We start from the raw sequence: 23363 nt of genomic DNA, 5'->3' as shown, positions 1-23363 counted from the left end.
GGCGGGTCTTGGCGGGAGGAGGAGTCTAGGGCTGCTGAGGGGGAGAGTCCTACTGGTGCTGTAGAGTCAGGGTGGCGGCTGACCCGTCGATGGGCCTCGCAAGTCTGTCCTTGGCGAGTGGCGCCGAAGGCCGAAGCCGGGCCATGTAACCAAAAATTCACAAATTTCGCCGATTGCCCGTCCACAATAGCGGCGCCTCGCCAACGGGGCTCGAGTCTACCTACCCCAATCCTTCGTATCACGAGTCAAGGAGATCCCTATGACGCTTCAGCATGCCCTGAAGACGGCCGCGCTCGCCGGCTGCCTCTCCACCTTTGCGTTCTCGCCGGCGATTAGCGCCGACACCACCGTCAACGGCTCCGGTGCGAGCTTCCCCTTCCCGCTCTACGCCAAGTGGGCGAAGGATTTCAGCAAGAAGAACAAGGACGCCCGGGTCCAATACCAGGCCGTCGGCAGTGGCGCCGGCATCCGCGCCTTCATCGCCGAAACGGTCGATTTTGCAGCAAGCGACGCGGCGATGAACGATGAGGAGATCAGCAAGGTGCCAACCGACAAGGGCGTCGTGCTGCTGCCGATGACCGCCGGCGAGGTGGTGCTCTCGTACAACCTGCCCGGCAGCCCGGAGCTGAAGCTGCCGCGCGACGTGATGATCGACATCTTCCTCGGCAAACTGGATTCCTGGAAAGACGAGCGCATCGCCGAGGCCAACCCGGACATCGATCTGCCCGATGACAAGATCACCGTCGTGCGCCGTTCCGACTCCTCGGGTACGACCTATGTCTTCACCGGCCATCTGGCTGCCGTGAGCGAGGAGTTCGCGGAGCAGGTCGGCCATGGCAAGAGCGTGAACTGGCCGAAGAGCTTCGTTGGTGCGCCGAAGAACGACGGCGTCGCGGCGATGATCAAGCAGACCCCGGGCGCGATCGGCTATATCGAGTACGGCTATGCCGAGGCCACGGGCCAGCCGATGGCGATCCTGCAGAACAAGGCCGGTAATTTCGTGAAGCCGGGCGAGGAGTCCGGTAAGGCCGCATTGGCCAGCGCCGAGTTCCCGAGCACCGACCTGCCGGGCTACGAGGGCACCCCGGACCTGCGCGTCTGGGTCAGCGATCCGGCCGGCGACGACGCCTATCCGATCGCGACCTTCACCTGGATGCTGCTGTACCAGCATCAGGACGAAGAGAAGGCTCAGGTCCTGCGCGACTTCATCGAGTACGGGCTGACCAAGGGTCAGAAGGATGCGCCGAAGATGGGCTACATCCCGCTGCCCGATAACGTCAAGGCCAAGGTCGAGGACGCGATGAAGCTGGTCGGCGGCGAGAAGTAACCCGCTTGCAGCGGAACGGATTCGCAATGACGGCCCGCCGCCGGCGCGCTAGATTCCGCGCCGGCGGGCCGGGTTTGCGGCGCCTTTGCGCCTTGAGGTCGGGGCGCGTTCTCAGTTCAGGGACGCCAGCCGAGACATCGCGCTGGGCTGTCCGGTCGGACCGGCGGCTGCGTGGGCACGGGTGAGACCGCGGGCCTCACGGCAGTTTCATCCGAATCAGATCGGTCCTCGCCGCGGCGGGGCAGTTTAAACGGCTCGATGCCATTTCAATCCGCAATCATCCGCGATCCAAGAAAAGGGCGCACAGGCTATGGCTTCTAATCCTTTCGCTCATGTCGTCACCAAGGTCTGCGGTCCGCCCTCGGCCGCGGACTACGGGGCAGACAAGCTGTTGAGGGGGATCGTCTGGGGTGCCGCAGCAGTGATACTGCTGCTGGTGGCCTACATCATCTTCGAGCTTGGGCGCCAGGCGCTGCCGGCGATCATCGAGTTCGGTCCCGAATTCCTCTACAGCACCACCTGGGATGTGCAGGACCAGCAGTTCGGCATCCTCCCCGAGATCTGGGGCACCCTCTACAGCTCGCTGCTTGCGCTGCTGATCGGCGGCGTCCTCGGGGTCGCCATCGCGATCTTCCTGACCCAGGATTTCCTCGACCATCGGGTCTCGAACGTGTTTCGGACCATCGTCGAGATGCTGGCCGCGATCCCGTCGGTGGTCTATGGCCTCTGGGGCATCTATGTGCTGATCCCGTTGATCCGCCCGGCCGCCAACTGGCTGCACGACACGCTGGGCTGGTTCCCGCTGTTCGGGACCTCGCTCAGCGGCCCCGGGATGGCGCCGGCCGCGCTGGTGCTGGCGGTGATGATCCTGCCGACCGTCGCCGCGATCTCGGTCGACGCCTTCAAACGGGTGCCCTATAAGGTCAAGGAGGCGGCCTATGGGATGGGCACGACGCGCTGGGAGGCGATCCTGAAGGTGATGCTGCCGACCGCCTCGAGCGGCATCCTCGCCGCGCTCGTGCTCGGCTTTGGGCGCGCCCTCGGTGAGACCATGGCGCTGGCGATGCTGATCGGTAACTCCAATCAGATCAGCCTGTCGTTGTTCGCGCCCGCGAATACCCTGGCGTCCCTGCTGGCCTCGAGCTTCCCCGAAGCCGGTCCGCTCGAGGTGCAGGCCCTGATGTATGCCGCGCTCGCGCTGCTTGGGATCACGCTCATCGTCAACGTCCTCGGCCTCTGGATCATGAAGGCCGCCACGCGCAAGTTCGAGGGGAGGTAGGCCATGACCGGCAACATCAGTGGAGCAGTCCTGGAGCAGGACCTGCAGCGGATGCCCCAGCTCAAGGGGTCGCTGCTCGAAGGCCGCGGCCTGAAGAGCCGCATCTTCACCGGCATCACCTGGGTCCTGGCGATCCTGGCCTCGCTGCCGTTATTCTCGGTGATCTTCATGCTGATCGCCAAGGGCGGGGCGCGCATCAACTGGGAGACGCTCACGTCGCTGCCGCCTGCCGCGTTCGAGTTTGGCGGTGGTATCGGCCCGGCCATCGTCGGTACCGCGGTGATGGTGCTGATCGCCTCGGCGATCAGTATCCCGATCGGCATCCTCGCGGCGATCTACCTGGCCGAGATCGATCCTTACTCTAGGCTAGCGCAGACTGCCCGCTTTCTGGCCAAGGTACTGACCGGCTTTCCGTCGATCCTCGCCGGTGTCTTCGTCTATGCGGCAATGGTGGTCGCGATGAAGACCTACTCGGCCTGGGCCGGTGGCGTGGCGCTCGCGGTGCTGATGCTCCCGACCATCATCCTGACCGCCGAGGAGGCCCTCAAACAGGTCCCGCAGAAGATGAAGGATGCCGCCTATGGGATGGGCTGCACGCGGGCGCAGGTGATCAGCAAGGTCACGCTGCCGACCGGCATTCCCGGCGTGGTCACCGGCGTCTTGCTGGCCGTCGCTGGTGCCGCCGGCGAGTCCGCGCCATTGCTCTTCACGGCCCTATTCAGCACCTACTTCATCAATGGGTTCGAGGGGCTCAGCGAGCCGACCTCGTCGCTCTCGATCCTGATCTACAACTTCTCAGGGATGCCCTACGACAACCAGATCGAGCTGGCCTGGACCGCATCGCTGGTGCTCGTGCTGATCATCCTGGTCTTCAACATCCTGGCCCGCGTTCTTGGCCGGCAGAAGCACTGATTTCGATTCATAGAGGTAATTCAGAGATGAACGCGACTGCAGAAGCAGTGACCAGCCAAGCCGCGGCCTGGTCGGTCGATCCGCAAAAGGTCGTGATGGACTGTCGCCTGGAGAAGATCTTCTATGGCGACTTCCTGGCGGTGCGCGACAGCAACGTCCCGATCGAGCAGAACAAGATCACCGGTTTCATCGGTCCCTCGGGCTGCGGTAAGAGCACTGTGCTCCGCAGCCTGAACCGGATGAACGACCTGATCCCGGTGTTTCGGTTCGAGGGCAGCGTGACCTATCACGGTCAGGACATCTACGACAAGTCGATCGACCCGGTGCTGGTTCGGCGATATATCGGCATGGTGTTCCAGCAACCGAACCCGTTCTCGATGAGTATCTACGACAATGTCGCGTTCGGCCTGCGCCTGAACCGCTTCAAGGGCGATATGGATGAGCGCGTCGAGAAGGCGCTGCGCAGCGCCGCGCTCTGGACCGAGGTCAAGGACAAGCTCAAGAACAGCGGCCTGTCGCTCTCCGGCGGTCAGCAGCAGCGTCTGTGCATCGCCCGCGCCGTCGCCACCGAGCCCGACGTGCTGCTGATGGATGAGCCCTGCTCGGCCCTCGATCCGATCGCGACCCGGCAGGTCGAGGAGCTGATGCTGGAGCTCAAGGAGAACTACTCGGTCGCGCTGGTCACGCACAACATGCAGCAGGCGACGCGCGTCGCCGACACCACCGCGTTCTTCTCGGTCGATATCTCGCAGGGTGGGCGCACCGGCTACCTGGTCGAGATGGGCGAGACCCGGCAGGTCTTCGACGACCCGCAGGCGAAGCTCACCAAGGAATACGTCTCGGGCGAGTTCAGTTAGGCCGCTCTGTTGACGGCGCGCTTTGGCGATCCAGTTGAGGACAACGCTGATGACACGAATCCTTCCTCGGTGGCGGCTGCTCGCGGCCGCCCTGTCGGTGTTTGCGTTAGGGGCATGCTCGGGCGAGAAACCCGCTCAGGAGTCGACTGCGACTGCGGATCAAGCCGGGGCCAAGCTCAGGATCGAAGGTGCTGGCGCGACCTTCCCCGAGCCGCTCTATCAGCGCTGGATCGCGATCTACGGGGAGCAGGCTCTCGAGATCGCCTTCAGCTATGAAGGGGTGGGCAGCGGTGAAGGCATCCGGCGCTTTCTGGCCGAGGAGGTCGATTTCGGCGCCAGTGATGCAGCGATGTCCGACGCTGATCTCGCCAAGGTCGGCGATCGCGGCGCTCTGATGATCCCGATGACCGCCGGCATGGTCGTGCTCGCCTACAACATCCCGGGCGTCGAGAGCGGACTGCGGCTGCCGCGCGAGCTGATCGCCGACATCTTTGCCGGCAAGATCAGCCATTGGGATGATCCGCGCATCGAGGCGGCCAATCCGGGCGTCACGCTGCCCCATCGCACCATCACCCCGGTGGTGCGCCGCGATAGCAGCGGGACGACCTTCGTGCTGACCAACCATCTCGGGGCCGCGCATCCGTGGTGGGCGAGCGATCAGGGGCCCGGTGTCGGCAAGCAGATCGACTGGCCCGGCAACACGATGGAGGTCAACTACAACGAGGGGATCGCGCAACGGGTGAAGACCAGCGAAGGCACCATCGGCTATATGGAGTACGAGTTCGCCGACCGGCTCGGGCTGCCGATCGCGACCCTGGAGAATAAGGCCGGGAGCTTCGTCTCGCCCTCGCCGCGCGCCGGGACCGCCGCGCTCGCGTCTGCCGAGACCATCCCCGACGACCTGAGGGTCTTCGTACCTGATCCCGCCGGGACCGATGCCTATCCGATCGTCAGCTATACTTGGCTGCTGCTCTATGAGCGCTATCCCGATCGCGAGAAGGCTGAGGCGTTGCAGGATGCGGTGCTCTGGGGGCTGACCGACGGCCAATCCGTCGCTGAGGAGATGGGATACATCCCGCTGCCGGAGCAGATGGTCTCGCTCGCCAAGGCCAAGGTCGAGCAGATCAACTGAATCAGGCCCGCGCAGCCGGTCCGAACGGTTGGGGCTCGAGCGCACGAGCCGGGAAGCGGCCCGGCTAGACCCCTTGGAAGCCCTAACAGAATGCCCTCTACGGCCTATTCAGCAGCTTGTGTAGGCGAGGCGGGCATTTTGATAGGGCGTCTTACAAGCCCTAATAGAATGGCGTCGGCGTCCACAGAGATCAGGAGCTTGCGCGATTCAAGCGGCTGTTTTGATCGGGCCTCTTAGTGCGCGGTACTGGCCAAACGGCGCTCGTTCGGGCTGCGCCTCTCAGCAGCAGTCGGGCTGACCGAGTGCGGAACGGTCTCTGAAATGGGAACTGGCGCTGGTGCCAAAGGCAAAACGGCTCAATCTCGACGCGATCGAGACCTCGCTGCGGGCGGTTCAGGCCAATTTCGACCGCATCAACGCGAGTCTCGACACGCCACGCGATCCGCTCAGCGACGAGGTGCTGGAGCGGATGCTGCTAGGCTATGAGCAGGTGGATGCATACCTGGTTGACGGCGTCGATCTGTTCGCGCCTGGTAACTCGTCGCTGCTGCTGGAGCTCAACATCCTGGTGCTGTGCGGCCGTGACAACCGGGTACGTGCCGAGTGCGCGTCGCAGATCGAGGCGACCGAGGCGCACTTCTATGGCAAGTCTGACGGCGGTGTCGAGTCGCTCGTCAACTGGGTGCGCTCGCTCAACGGCGTTCCGGTTTGGCGAAGAGCGGCGAGCACCTATATCCACATCTTGAGTCAGCCACAGCTGTTCATTGAAGGTAATCATCGAACCGGATCGCTCGTGATGAGCTGGACCCTCGCCAACGAAGGCAAGCCACCATTCGTGCTCTCGGTCGAGAATGCCAAGGCCTATTTCGACCCTTCGGCCTTGGTCAAGCACTCGCGCAAGCACAGTCTCCGAATGCTCCTGGAGCGCCCGAAGCTGATCAAGCGCTTCGGCGAGCTGCTCAAGGATGACGCCGAGACCATTCACCTCAATGGGCGCGCACGGTGAAGGCGGCTGGGTCTGACACGGGCGGTCGAGGATCGGCGCTGATCATGAATTCGCTTCCGGAACCCTCGCCACCACGTCCGCCGTTGCCGTTTCCAGCACATCCGCTGCGCGAGACGGTGACAGCCGAACTGCATGCGCGGACCTTCGATCCGATGTCCTCGCCGGTGCGCGTGGCCCATCTGGCCTATCTGTGCGGTGAGCGCGGCAGCGGCCGCCAGCAGCAGTATCTCGCGCGCCTGCTCTCGCATTTCGGGATTCAGAAGCCGGAAGACGTCGGTCAGCAGTTCGCGACCCAGCTCCGCGGTCTCTGGCTGCGTTGGGAGCGGCACACCGAGTTCGTCACCTATACTTTCAGCCGTCCGGGCCCCTTCTCCGAGCCCTTCGCGGACTCGCTGCTCGATGAACTGCCGCAGGTCTGGCTGCGGAATCTCCCCGGGCAGGTGGTGACAGCGGTCCAGTTGGCGCTCGAATCGGCGGAGATGCCAGACCGCAGCATCGAGGAGCTGGTCGAGCTGTTCGACGGCAACCCGGTGATCGGTCAGCAGGTCGCTGGCGGCGCCGGTCTGGCCTGGTCCGATCTGCACATCCATGAAGACGGCTATGGTCATATCCTGCTCAAGGACCAGAGCCTGTCCGATGGCCAGGCCGGACGCCTGATCAAACGCATCCTTGAGATCAACGACTACCGCGCGATGGCGCTGCTGGGGCTGCCGGCCGCACGCGAGGCCGCGGTCTTGCTCAGCGAGGCCGAGCGGCGTCTGGCCGGGGTCGCCGCGCGGATGACCGATGGGCAGGCCGCGACTGGGGGCCTGGGTAAGGCCTCCTCGGACGACGGCCAGGAGCGACTGCCGGAGCGCGAACTGCTCGCAGAGCTGACCTCACTGGCCGCCGAGATCGAATCGATCGCGGCCGAGACCGCGACCCGGTTCGATGCCTCGCAGGCCTATTACGGGGTGGTCCACCAGCGCCTCGAGCAGCTCAGACCGGTTCGGATCGAGGGGGTGCAGACCCTGACCGAGTTCCTCGAGGCACGCCTGGCGCCGGCGGTCGCAACCTGTGCCGCGACCGCGCAGCGCCAGCAGAGCCTGGCGGATCGTGCCGCACGGCTCACGGCCCTGCTGCGAGCGCGCGTCGAGGTGCAGCTGCAGGAGCAGAACCGTGGCCTGCTGGATTCGATGAATCGGCGCGCCAATCTGCAGCTGCGCCTGCAGGAGACGGTGGAGGGGTTGTCCGTGGTCGCGATCGGCTACTACGGAGTGGGCCTGATCGGCTATCTGCTCAAGGGCTTCGAGGCGGGCGGCTGGCCGCTGGACCCGGCGCTTGGGATCGGGATCGCCGTGCCGCTCGTCGTCGGTGCCGCCTGGTTCGGGCTCCACCATACCAAGCGGCGGCTGCGCCGCGATGCCGAGCGGGTCGAGGCAAGGTCAAGCGCGAAAGGCGAGCACGAGCAGGACTGACGTGCATGGCACGGTGCCACCCCGAACGATGAATCCCGCACGCATGATTCACGGTCAACAGAGAGAGAAACGGCGCGGGCGGTACTACCGGTCAGGGGCGCGTGGCGTCGCCCGGTGAACCGTCGGTGGGGACCTCAGTGGCCTCGAGCGCGAACCCGGTGAGCGAGTGACCGAAAACGGCTCAGCGGTCGCGGCGCTAATCGACCTCGGGGATCAGCGACCCGATCGGTGCGACCTTGCCACGGGTGCGCCAGGCGATCAGTGCCTCGTGGTCGAGATAGAAGGTGCGGCCCGTGACCCGGCCATTGAGCTTCACGTCGAGGTCTTGGGCGAGATCACAGGCGGCCGACGAGGTTGGCGCGGAGCCGATCACCCGTGCAATCGCGTCGCCGTTCTTCTCGACTAGGAGCACGTAGTATTCCATCAATGCCTCGTCGCGCCGATGTCTGAAGCAGTCCTGATGATAACCCATCAGCGCAGCTGTGGGCAGCCGATCACACCCGCGAACAGGATCACTGCCAACTGCCCAATGGCGCTTGGCCAGATCAGCAAGCAGGGCGCGGCCCCCAGCGCGAGGCTTCCGCGCAACGGTGCTGGTCAGCGAGTGGATCAGCGCTGAAGCCAGGAAGTGGCTGATCTGAGCCCGAGGCGGCGCGGGCTGCGTTAGGCTCGACCGGCTCGATCATCTTAGAACTACTCAAGCTCCTCCAGATTCTTCCCCGCGGTCTCGATACGGAACAGCCAGTTAGGTGCCCAGGTCTTGCAGTCACCAGGGGACAGAAGCGAGGATCGTCGCGCGCCTGGTTCCGAAGCGCTGTCGGCGGTGCTACTCACGGGCTTTGCTCGATTGCTCTAGAGAATGCTGAGCCTTCAACGCTAACGGATCTTGATGACGATCTCGTGGTCGGAAGGAGATCTGGACAGTCGCGAAACCCGAAGCACGCGTAGGGTCGACGTTGGCGGATTAGCCCCAGGGATCGATCCCCGCTAGAACTCCGCTCTTGCGCGCCTCTCGGATCTGCTTCGCGTCGATCCGGTCGTGACGCTGGTTCGACGCCGCCGGAACGTGGGTCTCGATGCGTCGACTCACCTCCGGCAATCGACTGGCGGCGTCGATCAACAGTCTGGGTAGCTCGCTTGCCTTGAGAGGGCCGCGTAAGAGGCGGGTTGCGGCAAATTCCGCCAGCTGGTCTCTGGCGCCACTCGTGATCGGTCGCGCCAGGCCTTCGGTCAGCATCACCTGATCGATGATGGTCTTTAGCAAGCGCGCGAGCTTGCGCTGGTCCAGTCGGGGTTTGGTCATCCGCTGCAAACGTTCGGCGACGAGCTGCGCGATGGGGCTATGTTGTTCGACGGTCGTCGACTTGGCCGCAGGCGACAGGTCGGGCTCTTGATCAGCCGACGAGTTGGCAATCAGCGTTGTTCTGACGGGTCCAGGGGTTGCCTCGGGGAGCTGATCAGGGTTGATCGTCGCCACCGTTTCCGCCGCCCCCGTCGATTGAAACGCCGGGTCTGGTTCGGCTGCCGCGGCCGAGCGGAACGGCTCGGACTCGGGATGCTGTTTGTCCGTGACTGGCGTCTGCCGGTCGCTCGCTGTCGCTCGTTCGGTTACCGGAGGGCTGGCAAATTCGGATGGCATCGCTGTTGGATCCTGCCGTGTGACATGCTCTAGGACTAGTCTGTCATCCGTCCACGACATTGACGTTTCAGCAGGTTTACAGGCTGGTGTACATCGCCTCAACCTGTGCTGTCGCCTTCAAATAGCAGTGTCCGCTGAAGTGCGATCAATGGCGCTCGACTTGACAACTAGAGCTCATCCGAATTCTCTGCTTCGCCGCTTAATCCGCACTGTTGCCCACCCAAAAGGCCAGGCTTTTATCGAGGAACTCCTGGTACGGCATGTAGTGCGTACCATCACAGGAGAACGTTAGGCTAATCATGCCGTTGAACAGATTGATCGAGGCAGAGCGCAGGTAGAAGGTATCGTCCATCAAGCGCAGATCCCTCAGAGCGTTGAGAACGGGCGAAATACTGGCCTGTGGGATCACAGCCTCAGGTGAATAGGCTCGACAGGGATAGACCAGGCAGATGTCCGGGTCCGAGAGCGCCTCATGGTCAAGGATGCGGTAGCGAAACGGATCATCCAGGGTCCATACCGTCGCTCGACTGCTCGCAAAGTGCACAACGCTCTGGAACATCCCCCGCTCGACCAACAGTTCTTCAATCACGGAGAGGACTTGATCCAGGTTCTGATCCATTGGGCTCTCGACACGGGTCTGTAGCAACACTGTGTTGCGAATCGAAGGATCGCCCTTGATCTGGAGCCAGTGGGGCAGGTCTTCATAGAGCTTCGCGGTGACTGGCAGATCCTTGAGATTGAAGGTTGCGCCGACGTAACCCAGCAGCTCCCAGTCGCGGCGGACGACGTGCAAGGCCGTCAGCGATGGGCGATGTGACACCAGCCCGACATAGGCATCCGAGAGCAGGAAGCCCCAGGCAGGAACTGCCTCGCGCATATAGGGACGCGTTGAGCGGTCGCGCCCGACGTCTGCCGGTTCGGCTCCAGTGGCGCTGACGGTGTCGCTAATCTGACGGCCTGCAGGATCCACGACAAACAATGCACCGCAGGACGGGATGTGTCCGCAGCCAGCCATCAAGACCTCGTTTAGCTGCCCTCGATCGCCCCAGACCGCAGCGCAAGCACCCGCGATCTGCGCAATAGGCTCGTGCAGCGTTCTCGCGATCGCCTCGCGTTGACGGTGAATCGTGCCTTTCAGCGTACTGTCCATCATCAACCCCTCTCTGGCCGGCCTAGAACAACGCAAGATACCCAGCGATCATCACCGCAAGACTGCGGGTTGCGTTAGGCAGTAACTGTGCCGGATGTGGTCAGCCGTTGCGTGCAGCGGTCACTGAAACAGGTAGATTAGCGAGGTTGTTATGGTCAATTTCCGGCTGTGGCGCGCGCAGCAACAAATGCCAGCAGTGCGTCTCGGAGGCAGCTCTGCCGTGCCCCTGTCGATTGAGCATGGCCCGGGCAAAGCTAAAGCAGATGACCAGACCGGTCACATGGGTGAAGGTCGTAGGAAACGGCGCGGAAATCGTCGCTGGGTCCAGCTTGAGACTGCGCAGCCCTATCGGCGATAGCGAACCGACCAAATTGCCCCAGGCGATGATGCCGATGACACCACCGGTGCTGGTAAGGCTCACATCGACAACAGCGAACGTGCCGTGCTCCGAGGAGTCCGTCCAGCACCGATAAGCAACGCCCTCAGGAGACTCGCGGTTCGCGTCGCGCAGCGAACATTAGCAAGCGGACATTGCCAGCCGCAAATGGCAAAGGTCTTTGCCGCGCAGCCTTGGATTAGGTCTGCAGGACGGCAAGGTATTTCGCTAAGGCTGCGTGACGACGTCTAAACTCAGAGCGCTCGTCCGATGGGGCGAGTCTGCCCGTCAGCCGCTCCAGCCTAGCAACCATCAGACCAATTCGATCGATGTCTTCAGGCTCAAACGTCACTGACGCATCACGCTCCGAGGGGTCGATTCTCAGGCTGAGCATGCGCTCGATCATGCGAAAGAGCTCATGCACGGCCTGCTGGCACTGAAGGTCGCTGCTCATCTGGATAGCCCTACTGAAGGATCCCGTTGATCATTCCCAAGGAAACTCAAGCCAACTCTCCAGCTCGTGGAGCAAGGCGCTGCCGTTGCCGCCATCGGCTGAGATCGGCGTCATTGTCATGGGCTCGACCAGCCGATAACGGCGCTCATCACTCTGTTCGTCATCGATCACAAGGCGCAGTCCGACACGCTGCGCTAATCCGCTCACACGATGCTCAAGGCTCACGCGATGCTCAAGCAAGGCTGACATGGAGGTCACCATCAGGTTTGAGGGATAGCGCGACCTTATCCGAGGCTGGTGTCACCAGGATCAACGTTCGATGAAGGGTCGATGAAGATTCATCGCAAAATCAATGACATCAGACTGGTAATCGGTTTGTTTTTCGGCGATGACCCGGTTTCGACTCAATCCGGGCCGGCCCTCAAGAGCACGGGGGTGCGATTTCACGAAAACGCCACCTCGCCGTCACCTGCGGGCAACCTGAATCCGCTAGCTTTTGTGCACTGCAACAATCTTCGTCGTCATAGCCGATAGCTTCGGCGCGACGACCTGCTTCCGGTGCACCTCCATGCCTGACCTTCTCGAGAATCGGATCTATAGCGAAATCCAGCTCGGTCAGAGCGCCGAGCTTCAGCGTACGCTGACCCGCGATGATGTCGCCCTCTTTAGCAAGGTGTCCGGCGACCTCAACCCGATCCACATGGATGAAGAGTACGCCCGCGCTCAGGGGGCACAGGGTGTCGTCGGTCATAGTCTCTGTTGCGCCAGGCAAAGCCTGGAAGGAGAGGAAGAGAGCGAACGGATAAGCGAATCGGAAACTCCTTGTTGCGGCCCACCGGGTGCAAGTCCCGAGCCGGTAAGGATTGGCCATCCACCGGAACCGAGTGTGGCGTGGTGCGGGAGTGATCCCGCCTGCGAAGCGAACACAGGGGGCGTGCAGGCTGTGTGATAGAGCCTCGATACTGATGTTAGCGGAGCCGACGTATTCGGAAGACCGGAAGGCAACAGTCTCGGCATCGTATGGCCTGATGTCGAGACTCCGCCGGGGTCTGAGAGCAGGGCATGCACGCACGGGTCGCCCAGGAACCTGGGAGGGCTCAGTCGTTCCTTGACAGCTACGCGGCGCGGGCACCGCAGTAGAAGCCGCCCAGGTCTGTCGGGGAAGGTCCACCCGACAGGAGCGAACGGGACCAACATCAAGGTAGCACCAAGCGAAGGCAACGAAGTGCGGTGCGAGGGCGGCTGAGCAGTCAGAGTCGGCTGATAGTACCGGTGAGCGTGGGGAACGCACCCGAGCGGACCCACGGGAGGGAAGCGGCCGATCGGTTGAAACACCGTCTGGAGGGACAGATGACGCAAACCTTGAGTTGCGAGACCATCAGAACGAAACAAGAGACGATCGCGAACTTGGCAAGACAGGCGCCGGAGAGGGTGCTGACCACGTTGGCGCACCACATCGACCTGATGTGGCTGGAAGAGGCGTATCAGCGCACGCGCAAGGACGGCGCGGTGGGTGTGGATGGCGTGACCGCCGAGGCGTACGAAGCCGGTTGCACGAGAACCTGAGCGACCTGCTTGATCGGTTCAAGAGCGGCCGCTATCGGGCGCCACCGGTACGGCGCATTCACATCCCCAAGGACGGAACGAAGAAGACCCGCCCGATCGGCATTCCCACCCTGGAAGACAAGATTCTCCAGCGGGCGGTGCTGATGGTGCTGGAGCCGGTCTACGAGCAAGACTTTTTGGACGGCTCTTACGGCTTTCGCCCAGGACGCAACCCTCACCAAGCGCTGCAAGCGCTCTGGGATGGGGTCATGGACCTGCGGGGGGCCTGGTTGATCGATCTCGACATCCAGGACTTCTTTGGCAGCATGGAACGAAGCCATCTTCATGCCTTTCTTGACCAACGGGTACGAGACGGCGTGATCCGTCGCGTGCTGGGCAAATGGATGCGAGCCGGGATCATGGAAGACGGGGTGATCAGCCAACCCGAACGGGGCAGTCCCCAGGGTCATGTGATCAGCCCGCTGGTGTCGAATCTCTACCTGCATGAAGTCCTGGACCGCTGGTTCGAGGACACGGTCAAGCCGCGCCTGCGCGGGCGGGCCTTTATGGTCCGCTTTGCTGATGATGCGCTGCTGGCCTTTGAGCGGGAAGATGACGCCCGGCGGGTGATGGAGGTCTTGGCCAAGCGCTTGGCGCGCTTTGGGTTGAGGCTCCACCCCGAGAAGACCCGCCTGGTGGACTTTCGTCGTCCGCCCTGGCGGCGTGCAACGCGGCGCTCGCAGCGCGGGCGCAGCTTCGATCTGCTCGGCTTCACGCACTACTGGGGACGCTCCCGAAATGGAAACTGGGTGGTTCAGCGCAAGACGGCCAAAGCCCGCTTCAGTCGCGCCGTGCGACAGATCGGGCAGTGGTGCCGCCGTCATCGGCATCTGTCGGTGGCGGAACAATGCAAGGCGCTCAGTCGCAAACTGCGCGGCCACGATGCCTATTATGGAATCACCGGTAACGCGCGAGCGTTGGTTCGGTTCCGACAGGCGGTGCGCCGTGTCTGGATAAAGTGGCTGAATCGCCGCTCCTATCGGCCCTCGCTGAACTGGGAGGCCTTCAACCGACTGCTTCAACGCTACCCCCTGCCGCCCGTGCGCGTCGTTCATAGCAACTCTGTCGCGTAGCGACTGTTCAACCGAGGAGCCGGATGCGGTAGTCCCGCACGTCCGGATCTGTGGGAACCGCGGGGGCGTGAGCACCCGCGGTGACCCGGTGGCCACTGGCCTGGTCTCGAGCCTGCTCGCCAATGTGCTCCCGGGGCCGGGGACGGTGTATCGCAGCCAGGACGCCGAGTTCCATCGCCAAGTCCGGCTCGGTGACAGCCTGACCGCCTGGGTCCGGGTGCTTGAGAAGCTGCCTGAGGACCGCGTCGCCTTCGAGTGTCGGGTCTCCAATCAAGACGGCGACTTGGTGATGACCGGTCGCGCCGTCGTGAGCGCGCCCACGGAAAAGCAGCGCATCGAGGTCGCGGACCTGGCCGATGTCTCGGTCCGTCATCACGACAGCTTCAGCGTCCTGTTCGACAAGGTCCGGGCGCTCGAGCCGATCCCGACCGCCATCGTCCACCCGGTGGACCAAGTCTCGCTGCAGGGCGCCATGGAGGCTGCCGAGGCGAGCTTCATCACACCGATCCTGGTTGGCCCTGAGCAGCGCATCCGCGCGGTCGCCGAGGAGCATGGGATCGACCTCGGCGGCGCCAAGATCCTCGACGTCGAGCACAGCCACGCCGCGGCCGCCCGCGCCGTGGAGCTGATCCGCGAAGGCACCGCCGAGGTCCTGATGAAGGGCAGCCTGCACACCGACGAGGTACTGAGCGCGGTCCTGAACAAGGCAACCGGGATTCGCACCGCGCGGCGGATCAGCCATATCTTCGTCATGGACGTCCCGAGCTACCCGAAGCTGCTGCTGATCTCTGATGCGGCGGTGAATATCGCGCCGGACCTCGACGCCAAGGCCGATATCTGCCAGAACGCCATCGATCTGGCGCGCACCGTGGGTGTCGAGCGGCCCAAGGTGGCGATCCTATCGGCGGTCGAGACGATTCGCCCGAAGATCCAGTCGACGCTGGATGCCGCGGCACTGTGCAAGATGGCGGATCGTGGTCAGATCCAGGGCGGCGTGCTGGATGGCCCGCTGGCGATGGACAACGCGATCAACCTGGAGGCGGCACGGATCAAGAAGATCGATTCCGAGGTGGCCGGGGTTGCCGACGTCCTCATCGCGCCGGATCTGGAGGCCGGGAACATCTTGGCCAAGCAGTTGATCTTCCTCGCCAACGCCGAGGCCGCCGGCATCGTGCTCGGCGCCCGGGTGCCGATCATCCTCACCTCGCGCGCTGACAGCGTGCGCACCCGGCGCGCCTCGGCCGCGACCGCGGTGCTGCATGCCCATGCGGTGCGGCAGGGCCTGCTCGACAAGCCCGCGCACTGACGGGGATCGGCCATGAACGCTTTATCCGATGAGCTGATCCTGACCCTGAACGCGGGATCGTCCAGCATCAAGTTCGCGGTCTACGCCGCGCGAACCGGCGAGACCGAGCCAGTCCTGCGCGCCAAGGGTCAGGTCGAGGGCATCGGCGTTCGGCCGCACTTCATCGCCAAGGGCGTCGAGGGCCAGCTACTCTCGGAGAGCTGGTGGGAGCCGGTCGCCGATGGTGCTGGGAGCGGCCATGCGCGGGCCTTTGAGCAGATCTGGAGCTGGCTCTCCAACGTTGCCGACGGCGCGCAGATCATCGCCGTCGGCCATCGGGTCGCCCACGGCGGCGAGGCCTATGCGACGCCGGTGCGGATCACGCCGGAGATCATTCAGGTGCTGGCCGGTCTGATCCCGTTGGTGCCGCTGCATCAGCCGAACAATCTGGCCGCGATCCGTGCCGTTGCCGTGGAGCATCCGAACCTGCCGCAGGTGGCCTGTTTCGATACCAGCTTCCATTGCGGCCGACCAAAGGTCACTGAGCAGTTCGGTCTGCCGCGGGCGCTGCTGGATCGAGGCGTCAAGCGTTATGGCTTCCATGGCCTGTCTTACGAGTACATCGTCGAGAAGCTGCGCGATCTCGCGCCCGAGGTGGCCGACGGCCGGGTGGTCGTGGCCCATCTCGGCAGCGGCTGCAGCATGACTGCGATCCGTGAAGGCCGCAGCGTCGAGACCACCATGGGCTTCTCGGCGCTCGATGGCGTCCCCATGGGCACCCGCCCCGGGCTGTTGGACCCGGGCGTGCTCTTGTTCCTGATGCGCGAAGACGGGCTCGGCGTCGAGACCCTGGAGAAGCTCCTCTACAAGCAGTCCGGCCTGCTGGGTCTCTCCGGGGTCAGCAATGACCTGCGCGAGCTGCATCAAAGCGATGAACCAGGCGCCGCAGAGGCCATCGACTACTTCGTCTACCGCGTCGGCCAGACCTTGGGCTCACTTTGCGCCGCCATCGGCGGCCTGGATGCGCTGGTGTTTACCGCCGGTGTGGGCGAGAACGACGCCCGGATTCGCGCGCGCGTCTGCGCCGATGCCGCCTGGCTCGGCATCGAGATCGACCCGGACGCCAATGCCGCGAGAGAGCGCTGCATCAGCCCAGCGGAGCATCGGCCATCGGTCTGGGTCATCCCGACCGATGAGGAGCGGATGATCGCCCGGCACACGCTGCGCATCGTCAGCAACGCCTAAGGGTGCGGCCTCGTCCTCGCGCTGAACGCACCCATCGCCAAGACCACCCGGCCATCAAGACCGCTCGGCACAGGCGCCTGATGCCATCAGCCAGCCCACCACAAGCTTCCCGCGAATCATCGGGAAGGGGAGAGTCAGATGTTCGATGTCACCAAGTTGTTCCCGCAAGCGGACATGCGCAACGCGCTGACCGATTGGACCCAGGCCTGGAGCGCACTCGGCTCTACCGGCGGCAGCAGCCCTGTCAGCGGTCAAGGCCAAGAGGATGCGTATCTCCAATACGGCCGTGATCTGCAGTTCATCCTGCAGACGCACGGCAAGCAAGCGATGGAGAACGCGCAGCAGACTGCGAAGACCAATCTCGAGGCTTGGCAGACGGTGGCCGACAGCCTGATGACCCCGACGCTGGCGCAGCACTGGTGGGAGTATGCGACCGACAGTGCGCAGCGCGCGGTGCTCTTCGCCGACGCCATGCGCGAGCGCGGCAACCACTTCGTCGAGCACGAGGAGGGCAGCAACAAGACCGTGCTGAGCTGGGAGCACGAGGTCGTCGTCGATGGCACCCAGCTGCCGCGGCCGGTCAACTACTCGCTGGTGCGCATCATCCCGCCCGAGGGCGTGACCGTGCGTGAGGATGGCCGACCCTACATCATCATCGACCCGCGCGCCGGTCACGGTTCTGGCATCGGCGGCTTTAAGCACGAAAGTGAGGTCGGTGCGGCGATCCATGGTGGCCATCCGACCTACTTCGTCACCTTCACTCGCCTGCCGATGCCGGGGCAGACGCTCGCGGACGTCACCGCCGCTGAGGCCGACTTCGTGCGCGAGGTGCGCCGGCTGCATCCCGCCTCGCCCAAGCCCGTCATCATCGGCAACTGCCAGGGCGGTTGGGCCTCGATGCTGCTCGCCGCCACCAACCCCGACATCACCGGGCCGGTGGTCGCCAACGGCGCGCCGCTGTCCTATTGGGCTGGGCAGAAGGGCAAGAATCCGATGCGCTACCTCGGCGGCCTGGTCGGCGGCGCCACCTCGGTGCGCATGCTCTCGGATCTCGGCAATGGGCAGTTCGACGGCTCCCATCTGGTCTCGAACTTCGAGCGCCTGAGCCCCAGCAACACCTGGTGGGAGAAGTACTACAACCTCTGGGACCGTATCGACACCGAGGTCCCGCGCTTCGTCGGCTTCGAGCGCTGGTGGGGCAGCTTCTACTACATGACGCCGGAGGAGATCGCCTGGATCGTCGAGAACCTCTTCGTCGGTAACCGACTCGGTCGCGGCAAGGCCAGCCTTAGCGAGCGCACCCACGTCGATCTGCGCGAGGTGAACTCGCCGATCATCATCTTCGCCTCGCACGGCGACAACATCACGCCGCCGCAACAGGCCCTCGGCTGGGTTGCCGACCTCTACACCGGTGTCGACGAGATCAAGGCCCGCGGCCAGCGAATCCTCTACACCCTGCACCCGAGCGTCGGCCATCTCGGCATCTTCGTCTCCTCATCGGTGGCGAAGAAGGAGCACGGGGAGATCGTCTCCACGCTGAAGGCCATCGAGGCGCTGTCACCTGGGCTCTATGAGATGGTCATCACCGAGGAGCGCGGTGAGGGCGTCGAGAAGACCTTCCAGGTTGCCTTCGCCGAACGGACCATCGAGACAATGATGGAGCAGTGCGGCGGCGACGACTCGGACAAGCCGTTCGCGACCGTGGCCCGCTTCTCGGAGTTAGGCGCTGAGGTCTATGATCTGGCGTTCCGGCCTCTCGTGCAGGGCATGACCAACCAGGCATCGGCCGAGCTGATGGCCAACAGCAACCCGATGCGGCTTCAGCGTTGGCTGGCGAGCGACCGCAATCCGGCCATGCAGCCGGTCAAGGCGCTCGCCGAGCAGGTGCGCGAGCACCGCCAGGCGACGCCGGACGACAATCCGTTCCGACAGTGGGAGCGTTTCAACGCCCATCTGGTCACCCAGATGTGGGACGGCGTGCGCGATCTGCAGAACGCGATGATCGAGTGGAATTTCCACCTGCTCTGGGCGGCACCACCGGTGCAGGCCCTCGGCGATCGCCTTGGCACCACCGTGGCCCAATCCGAGCCGCGCGAAGACCTGCGCACCCTGACCCAGGTCCAGGATGCACTGGACCGGATCGATCTGGGCGGCTTCGCCGACGGCGTGGTGCGGATGCTGATCTTCCTGGCGCACTCGCGCAAGGAGGTCCGCCGCTCGCGCTTGGAGCGCTCCAACCAGATGTTGCTCAGCACCGAGCCCTTCGCCAGCATGAAGCCCAAACACCGCACCCGCATGATCCACAAGGAGACGCTGATCGTTGGCTACGAGCCCGAGGCGGCTATGGCGGCACTGCCGAAACAGCTCGCCAGCGCGGAGGATCGCGAGCGCGCCTTGGCCCTGTGTGAGCAGATCGCCGGCCCCCGCGAGGAGATGAGTCGCGAGACCCTGGACATGATGAACCGGCTTGCGCTGGCGCTCGAAGCCACGCCCTTGACCAGCGATGATCCAGGAACCGCAACGCGCAAGGCCGCCTGAGCGGTGCGGGCTCGGCCGGAGACAGGGCGATGACGATGAAGGCGGAGGCGGCGATGCCGGAGCCGCTGCGTGCCTGGCTGCAGGAGCTGCAGGCGGCCAAGCAGGCCGCCCGTGCCCATGGCTATCGACGCACCGTGACCAACACACGTGAATCCTGGGATCTGATCACCCGCCGTTTCGTCACCGAGGTTCCGCCGATCGAGTGGATTTGCGACGAGATCATCCCGGGCCCGGATTATCGGGTCCCGGCCCGGGTCTACGATCCGCAGCCCGATGAGGCGTTGCCGGTGGCCCTGTTCGTCCATGGCGGCGGCCATGTCTCCGGCAGCGTGAGTCTCTATGACCCCATCGCGCGCAAGCTGGCGCTGGCTATTGCGCACATCATCGTTGCCATTGACTATCGGCTGGCCCCTGAATGCCCCTATCCGGCACAGCTCAAAGACACGTTGGCGAGCGCCAAGCGGGTCTTTCCGTTGCTCGACCGTCTCGGCCTCCGCTATGAGCCAAGGCTGTCATTGATCGGCGACAGCGGTGGCGGTGCGCTCTGTGCCACCGTGGCGCACCTCTCTCAGTTCGAGCCGGGACTCAAGCTCGCGGCTCAGGTGCTGATCTACCCCAGCCTGGATTACAGCCTGTCGCAGCCGTCGGTGATTGAAAACGCGGAGGGCTATCTGCTCGAGCGCGACCGCGTTCAATGGATGTTCGACGCCTACCTGCAGAATGCCGAAAACCGCCGCGCTGTTTCACCGTTGTTCATGGAGCTGACCGCAGACTATCCGCCGACGCTGGTCATCACCGCGGGATTCTGCCCGCTGCGCGATGAGGGCCAGGTCTATGCTGAGCGGCTGAACGAGCAAGGGATACCCGTCGAGGCGATCAACTTTCCGGGCATGGTGCACGGTTTCTTGAACCTGGAGAACCTCGTCTCAGATGCCTGCGCGCAGGTCTATGCGGAGATCGGGCGCTTCTTGACCGAGACGGCTTTGGCCAACGAGACCCAGTCGTCACCGGCGAGTGTGCTTCCGGATCGGGACCCTCAACCTAAGGCCCGTATGGACGGGCCAGTTTGAGCAGGGTTGAGGCCCTGATCAGGCCGGCCATCAGCGCAGCAACGACCCCTTGATCGAGCCCGCTCACAGGTAGAGCGGCGCCATACGGCGCCAATAGTAGCCGCTATGGGCACGGTCATCCCACTCATGCAACGCATGCCAGACGCCCTTCTCCCAGAGGATCCGGCTGAGATAGCGATTGTTGTCGAGGAACGGGTCCTCGCGGCCGATGACCAGCACGATATCCATCCGCCGCAAGGCCTCGAGCCGCCAGCCATCGAGACCCGGCAGGTATTGCGCGGGCGAGTGATAGTAGATCAACTCGCTGCGATAGCCGTCGAGCAGATCGCGAAAGCTCTCGACATTGAGCGTGGGATCGTAACGCCCAGAGAAGGCGCTGAGCTTCTGGAACAGATGCGGATGGCGAAAGGCGATATTGGCCGCGTGGAAGGCGCCAAAACTCAGACCATGCGCGATGGTGCAAGGATACCCGTTCTTGCTTGCCATCAGCGGCAGCACCTCGTTGAGGATGTACTCCTCGAAGGCCTGATGCCGTTGGATGCGGCCCTCCGGATGTGCCCAATGACAATAGAAGCTCTCCCAATCGAGACTGTCGACGCAGTAGAGCTGCAGCTGACCCGCCTCGAGCTTGTGCCTGAGCGCCTCGGTCATGCGCAGGTCTTCGTATTCGTGAAAGCGCCCGTCGCGGGTCGGAAAGACCAGCACCTTGGCCCCGGCATGGCCGAACACCAAGAGCTCCATGTCGCGGCCGAGATGGGGGCTATGCCACCGGTGGTACTCGCGATTCATCGCCGCAGAAAAACCTCGTCAAGGCGTCGAGCAGGTTGTGCTCCTGAGCGATTCGCGCCGGATTCTCGGCATGACCGATGGCCAACACGAACAGCTGCTTGGGACCTGCGAGCGCGTTATAGATGGCAAACTGGGTCGGCGGCGCGACGGACGGATCGCACAGCGCCGCCGCGACATGCATCGGCTGACGGATAAACCTCGCAGCCGAGCCCGCATCGTAGTACGCCAAGGTTTCCAGAAGGTGACCATGTGTCTGTGCGAAGCGCTGCTGCGAGGCGGCCGAGCCTGTTGTCGGCAGTTGCAGACGCAATGGTTGGTGGCCAAAGGTCGGCACATTCAGGTGCCCGCGGGCGATGCGCTGGTCCCAAGGCAACGCCAGGGCGCCAATGCCGCCGCCGAAGCTGATCCCCATGTAATTGATGCGTCCAGCGAGATCGGGGAAGCGCGTCAGCAGCGCGGTCACCCCGATCCACAGGTCCTGAGCACAGCCACCGATGATGTAGCGGTCCGGTTTGTCGATGTCGTGCAGGACATGCCAGGTCGGGTTGTCGGAGATCGGCGGGCGGCGACTGCGGCCGATGCCGCGGAAACAGGGCACCAGGTAAGCGGCGTCGGCGCAGGGTAGCGGGAAGTCCGGTTGTTCGATGCCACCGTAGCCGTGGCCGACGACAAAAGCGTGCTCCGGCGCTCCCTGCTCAGGCTCGAGCAGCCAGCCGCCGATGGTGATGCCCTCCGTTGAGCGATACTGGATATCCCAAACCCGCATGCCCGGGCGCTGATAGCTCGAGGGGCTCAGCTGCAGGGCCGGGGTAACCTCGAGTGCCTCTCGGTAGCGTCGTTGCCAGAGCTCGGCGAAGTCGTCCGGTGCCTGTGGTGGCAGGACGTCCAAGAGTCTGGCAAGGTCATAGCCGTAGGTCGGATCGAAGGCGTCAGGGGACGTCATGCTGAGGGTCCTCGGGTCAGCGGCAACCCCTCATGTTGCACCAGAGGGTTGCAGCATGCTTCTCGAAAGAACGTATTTTGTGGACCTTGCCATCGAGGGAGTCGATCTGCGTCATCGCACTCAGGGTTTCCTGGCAAATCCTTTGCAAGTCGTCGATAGCGGATAGCAAAGCCTGACATCCCTCGACGCTGGCTTCCTTTGAGGTGCTCGCGGCCTCGACTGCACTTCGCGCATGCTCCGCATTGCGGGCTTGGGCTAATTGCAAGGTAGGCGCCGGTCGCGCTGGGCAGGCGCCAATGGCCACAGGCGTGAGCAGCTTTCGCGGCGATCAGGTCCGCGGGCTGTAGTGACGCTTGAGCCAGGCGGTCAGGCCCTCCAGGCCAGGGAAGAAGACCCGCTCGGTGATATTGGACTGATCGAGCTTGTCCCGGATCTCCCACTTGAGCTCGGCCGGGATGATGATCCGGCGCCAGATGGTCGGATAGTCGCTGAGCCACTGGTCCATCGACAGGGTCGGGTCCGAGCTCAGCGAGAAGAACGCAAATTGATTGATGATCCGGTCATCGATCGAGGGCGGCTCGAAGAAGATCGTGAAGGGCGCGTCCGAGAGCCGGTCGAAGGCGCTCAGCGAGGTGACGGTCTCGCTGAGCATCTCGACGGTGAACACGTTCGCGCCTTCGAGGTCGAGCCGGGTCCGGAGCAGGTCCGGCGCCATCCGGTGGGCATCGATGTAGTTGACCCCCCAGATGACACCATCCCGGTTGATCTTGTCGACATGAGCGGTCGCGAAATGCAGTGCTGCGAACGGCGAGTAGGTCCAGTCCATCAGCCGGGTCGGCAGCCCGTAGTGCTGTGCAACCGAGAGCCAATGCCAGACCGAGTCGCGCTCGACCACCCGGCGATGGGCGTACTTGCGGAAGTTGCGCAGCAGATGGCGCTCGAGCTGGGCGTACTGACCGCCGAGCCGCATCAGTGTGGTCTCGAGCGGGTAGCTGGCGTCGGAGAGCCCGCGGTAGGCGTAGCGGGAGCGGAAACGGCCGATCTCCGGCACCCAGGACTCAGCGAACAGCAGTTCCTGGATCTCGCTCCAAGAAGACGCAACAACGGATTCGGCGTGGTTCGGCCGCGCGATGGTCGGCTCGGTCATCGGGGTGTCGTCCTCTGGCGCCATGGGCAGGGCAGCGGGCCGGGCGGCGGTGCGGTGAGACCGAGTCGGCTCTTGCCGG

The 23363-nt window shown here is 63.9% G+C and carries 24 protein-coding genes; 14 read left to right on the top strand and 10 right to left on the bottom strand.

Features of this window, described 5'->3' with window-relative positions; genetic code table 11:
- Positions 1 to 259 precede the first annotated feature (259 nt).
- From pstS (CKO40_RS21415) to CKO40_RS21385, 7 genes are all read left to right on the top strand, one after another.
- Positions 260 to 1327, top strand: coding sequence for a phosphate ABC transporter substrate-binding protein PstS (gene pstS, locus CKO40_RS21415; RefSeq protein WP_200348488.1), 1068 nt, complete (start codon positions 260 to 262; stop codon positions 1325 to 1327).
- A gap of 310 nt (positions 1328 to 1637) precedes the next feature.
- Positions 1638 to 2606: a phosphate ABC transporter permease subunit PstC gene (gene pstC, locus CKO40_RS21410; RefSeq protein WP_200348487.1), complete on the top strand. Its 969-nt coding sequence runs from the start codon at positions 1638 to 1640 to the stop codon at positions 2604 to 2606.
- Between the two features lie 3 nt (positions 2607 to 2609).
- Positions 2610 to 3518: a phosphate ABC transporter permease PstA gene (gene pstA / locus CKO40_RS21405; RefSeq protein WP_200348486.1), complete on the top strand. Its 909-nt coding sequence runs from the start codon at positions 2610 to 2612 to the stop codon at positions 3516 to 3518.
- A gap of 26 nt (positions 3519 to 3544) precedes the next feature.
- Positions 3545 to 4375 (top strand): phosphate ABC transporter ATP-binding protein PstB, encoded by an 831-nt coding sequence (gene pstB, locus CKO40_RS21400; protein ID WP_200348485.1) that lies wholly within the window; start codon positions 3545 to 3547, stop codon positions 4373 to 4375.
- A 49-nt stretch (positions 4376 to 4424) separates the two neighbouring features.
- Positions 4425 to 5507 carry a phosphate ABC transporter substrate-binding protein PstS gene (gene pstS / locus CKO40_RS21395; protein WP_200348484.1) on the top strand — a complete coding sequence of 361 codons (1083 nt, stop codon included), beginning with the start codon at positions 4425 to 4427 and terminating at the stop codon, positions 5505 to 5507.
- 337 nt (positions 5508 to 5844) lie between these two features.
- A complete protein-coding gene (locus tag CKO40_RS21390; RefSeq protein ID WP_200348483.1) occupies positions 5845 to 6513 on the top strand; it encodes a hypothetical protein in 669 nt (222 codons plus the stop codon).
- Between the two features lie 44 nt (positions 6514 to 6557).
- Complete coding sequence (locus tag CKO40_RS21385) at positions 6558 to 7970, top strand: DUF3422 family protein (protein WP_200348482.1); 1413 nt, start codon at positions 6558 to 6560, stop codon at positions 7968 to 7970.
- Between the two features lie 196 nt (positions 7971 to 8166).
- On the opposite strand, the gene CKO40_RS21380 is transcribed toward CKO40_RS21385, so the two are convergent.
- The 7 genes from CKO40_RS21380 to CKO40_RS24670 all read right to left on the bottom strand — a co-directional run bounded on the left by CKO40_RS21380 (position 8167) and on the right by CKO40_RS24670 (position 12340).
- Positions 8167 to 8442, bottom strand: coding sequence for a hypothetical protein (locus CKO40_RS21380; RefSeq protein ID WP_200348481.1), 276 nt, complete (start codon positions 8440 to 8442; stop codon positions 8167 to 8169).
- A 492-nt stretch (positions 8443 to 8934) separates the two neighbouring features.
- Entirely contained in the window at positions 8935 to 9447 is a 513-nt protein-coding gene (locus CKO40_RS21375) for a hypothetical protein (protein WP_200348480.1), read from the bottom strand.
- Positions 9448 to 9808: 361 nt separating this feature from the next.
- Positions 9809 to 10762 carry a PDC sensor domain-containing protein gene (locus tag CKO40_RS21370; protein WP_200348479.1) on the bottom strand — a complete coding sequence of 318 codons (954 nt, stop codon included), beginning with the start codon at positions 10760 to 10762 and terminating at the stop codon, positions 9809 to 9811.
- A 97-nt stretch (positions 10763 to 10859) separates the two neighbouring features.
- Positions 10860 to 11180: a magnesium transporter gene (locus CKO40_RS21365; RefSeq protein WP_200348478.1), complete on the bottom strand. Its 321-nt coding sequence runs from the start codon at positions 11178 to 11180 to the stop codon at positions 10860 to 10862.
- A 154-nt stretch (positions 11181 to 11334) separates the two neighbouring features.
- Complete coding sequence (locus CKO40_RS21360; protein ID WP_207173788.1) at positions 11335 to 11589, bottom strand: hypothetical protein; 255 nt, start codon at positions 11587 to 11589, stop codon at positions 11335 to 11337.
- A gap of 30 nt (positions 11590 to 11619) precedes the next feature.
- Positions 11620 to 11838: a hypothetical protein gene (locus CKO40_RS21355; RefSeq protein ID WP_200348476.1), complete on the bottom strand. Its 219-nt coding sequence runs from the start codon at positions 11836 to 11838 to the stop codon at positions 11620 to 11622.
- Between the two features lie 172 nt (positions 11839 to 12010).
- Positions 12011 to 12340: a hypothetical protein gene (locus CKO40_RS24670; RefSeq protein ID WP_242477240.1), complete on the bottom strand. Its 330-nt coding sequence runs from the start codon at positions 12338 to 12340 to the stop codon at positions 12011 to 12013.
- Here CKO40_RS24670 and CKO40_RS24665 point away from each other — a divergent pair.
- The 7 genes from CKO40_RS24665 (at position 12263) to CKO40_RS21320 (ending at position 20405) form a co-directional block, all read left to right on the top strand.
- A complete protein-coding gene (locus CKO40_RS24665) occupies positions 12263 to 12538 on the top strand; it encodes a MaoC family dehydratase (protein ID WP_338074240.1) in 276 nt (91 codons plus the stop codon). The two genes, CKO40_RS24670 and CKO40_RS24665, sit on opposite strands and share 78 nt — an antisense overlap.
- A 401-nt stretch (positions 12539 to 12939) precedes the next feature.
- Entirely contained in the window at positions 12940 to 13155 is a 216-nt protein-coding gene (locus tag CKO40_RS21345; RefSeq protein WP_200348475.1) for a hypothetical protein, read from the top strand.
- Complete coding sequence (gene ltrA, locus CKO40_RS21340) at positions 13140 to 14267, top strand: group II intron reverse transcriptase/maturase (protein ID WP_200348474.1); 1128 nt, start codon at positions 13140 to 13142, stop codon at positions 14265 to 14267. Before CKO40_RS21345 ends, ltrA begins: the two co-directional genes overlap by 16 nt.
- A 67-nt stretch (positions 14268 to 14334) precedes the next feature.
- On the top strand, positions 14335 to 15573 hold the full coding sequence (locus CKO40_RS21335) for a bifunctional enoyl-CoA hydratase/phosphate acetyltransferase (protein WP_338074239.1): 1239 nt from the start codon (positions 14335 to 14337) through the stop codon (positions 15571 to 15573).
- Between the two features lie 12 nt (positions 15574 to 15585).
- Positions 15586 to 16797: an acetate/propionate family kinase gene (locus CKO40_RS21330; RefSeq protein WP_200348473.1), complete on the top strand. Its 1212-nt coding sequence runs from the start codon at positions 15586 to 15588 to the stop codon at positions 16795 to 16797.
- Positions 16798 to 16935: 138 nt separating this feature from the next.
- Complete coding sequence (locus CKO40_RS21325; RefSeq protein WP_242477235.1) at positions 16936 to 19335, top strand: DUF3141 domain-containing protein; 2400 nt, start codon at positions 16936 to 16938, stop codon at positions 19333 to 19335.
- Positions 19336 to 19364: 29 nt separating this feature from the next.
- Positions 19365 to 20405 carry an alpha/beta hydrolase gene (locus CKO40_RS21320; RefSeq protein WP_242477234.1) on the top strand — a complete coding sequence of 347 codons (1041 nt, stop codon included), beginning with the start codon at positions 19365 to 19367 and terminating at the stop codon, positions 20403 to 20405.
- A 63-nt stretch (positions 20406 to 20468) separates the two neighbouring features.
- Here the strand turns inward: CKO40_RS21320 and CKO40_RS21315 are convergent, their stop codons facing one another.
- From CKO40_RS21315 to CKO40_RS21305, 3 genes are all read right to left on the bottom strand, one after another.
- Entirely contained in the window at positions 20469 to 21194 is a 726-nt protein-coding gene (locus CKO40_RS21315; protein ID WP_200348472.1) for an esterase family protein, read from the bottom strand.
- Entirely contained in the window at positions 21166 to 22137 is a 972-nt protein-coding gene (locus tag CKO40_RS21310; RefSeq protein ID WP_200348471.1) for an acetylxylan esterase, read from the bottom strand. Before CKO40_RS21310 ends, CKO40_RS21315 begins: the two co-directional genes overlap by 29 nt.
- A gap of 328 nt (positions 22138 to 22465) precedes the next feature.
- Positions 22466 to 23284 (bottom strand): FRG domain-containing protein, encoded by an 819-nt coding sequence (locus CKO40_RS21305; protein WP_242477233.1) that lies wholly within the window; start codon positions 23282 to 23284, stop codon positions 22466 to 22468.
- Positions 23285 to 23363 lie beyond the last annotated feature (79 nt).

The organism is Halochromatium glycolicum (assembly GCF_016584085.1).
Taxonomy (GTDB): domain Bacteria; phylum Pseudomonadota; class Gammaproteobacteria; order Chromatiales; family Chromatiaceae; genus Lamprobacter; species Lamprobacter glycolicus.
Note: the sequence above shows the minus strand (reverse complement) of the source record. Positions and strands in the feature narration are given on the sequence as shown.

Bases quoted from the DNA above. Each gene is read 5' to 3' on its own strand.
- pstS (WP_200348488.1), top strand. From the start codon at position 260: ATGACGCTTCAGCATGCCCTGAAGACGGCCGCGCTCGCCGGCTGCCTC.
- pstC (WP_200348487.1), top strand. From the start codon at position 1,638: ATGGCTTCTAATCCTTTCGCTCATGTCGTCACCAAGGTCTGCGGTCCG.
- pstA (WP_200348486.1), top strand. From the start codon at position 2,610: ATGACCGGCAACATCAGTGGAGCAGTCCTGGAGCAGGACCTGCAGCGG.
- pstB (WP_200348485.1), top strand. From the start codon at position 3,545: ATGAACGCGACTGCAGAAGCAGTGACCAGCCAAGCCGCGGCCTGGTCG.
- pstS (WP_200348484.1), top strand. From the start codon at position 4,425: ATGACACGAATCCTTCCTCGGTGGCGGCTGCTCGCGGCCGCCCTGTCG.
- CKO40_RS21385 (WP_200348482.1), top strand. From the start codon at position 6,558: ATGAATTCGCTTCCGGAACCCTCGCCACCACGTCCGCCGTTGCCGTTT.
- CKO40_RS21380 (WP_200348481.1), bottom strand. From the start codon at position 8,442: ATGGGTTATCATCAGGACTGCTTCAGACATCGGCGCGACGAGGCATTG.
- CKO40_RS21370 (WP_200348479.1), bottom strand. From the start codon at position 10,762: ATGATGGACAGTACGCTGAAAGGCACGATTCACCGTCAACGCGAGGCG.
- CKO40_RS21360 (WP_207173788.1), bottom strand. From the start codon at position 11,589: ATGAGCAGCGACCTTCAGTGCCAGCAGGCCGTGCATGAGCTCTTTCGC.
- CKO40_RS21355 (WP_200348476.1), bottom strand. From the start codon at position 11,838: ATGTCAGCCTTGCTTGAGCATCGCGTGAGCCTTGAGCATCGTGTGAGC.
- CKO40_RS24670 (WP_242477240.1), bottom strand. From the start codon at position 12,340: ATGACCGACGACACCCTGTGCCCCCTGAGCGCGGGCGTACTCTTCATC.
- CKO40_RS21345 (WP_200348475.1), top strand. From the start codon at position 12,940: ATGACGCAAACCTTGAGTTGCGAGACCATCAGAACGAAACAAGAGACG.
- CKO40_RS21330 (WP_200348473.1), top strand. From the start codon at position 15,586: ATGAACGCTTTATCCGATGAGCTGATCCTGACCCTGAACGCGGGATCG.
- CKO40_RS21325 (WP_242477235.1), top strand. From the start codon at position 16,936: ATGTTCGATGTCACCAAGTTGTTCCCGCAAGCGGACATGCGCAACGCG.
- CKO40_RS21320 (WP_242477234.1), top strand. From the start codon at position 19,365: ATGACGATGAAGGCGGAGGCGGCGATGCCGGAGCCGCTGCGTGCCTGG.
- CKO40_RS21315 (WP_200348472.1), bottom strand. From the start codon at position 21,194: ATGAATCGCGAGTACCACCGGTGGCATAGCCCCCATCTCGGCCGCGAC.
- CKO40_RS21310 (WP_200348471.1), bottom strand. From the start codon at position 22,137: ATGACGTCCCCTGACGCCTTCGATCCGACCTACGGCTATGACCTTGCC.
- CKO40_RS21305 (WP_242477233.1), bottom strand. From the start codon at position 23,284: ATGACCGAGCCGACCATCGCGCGGCCGAACCACGCCGAATCCGTTGTT.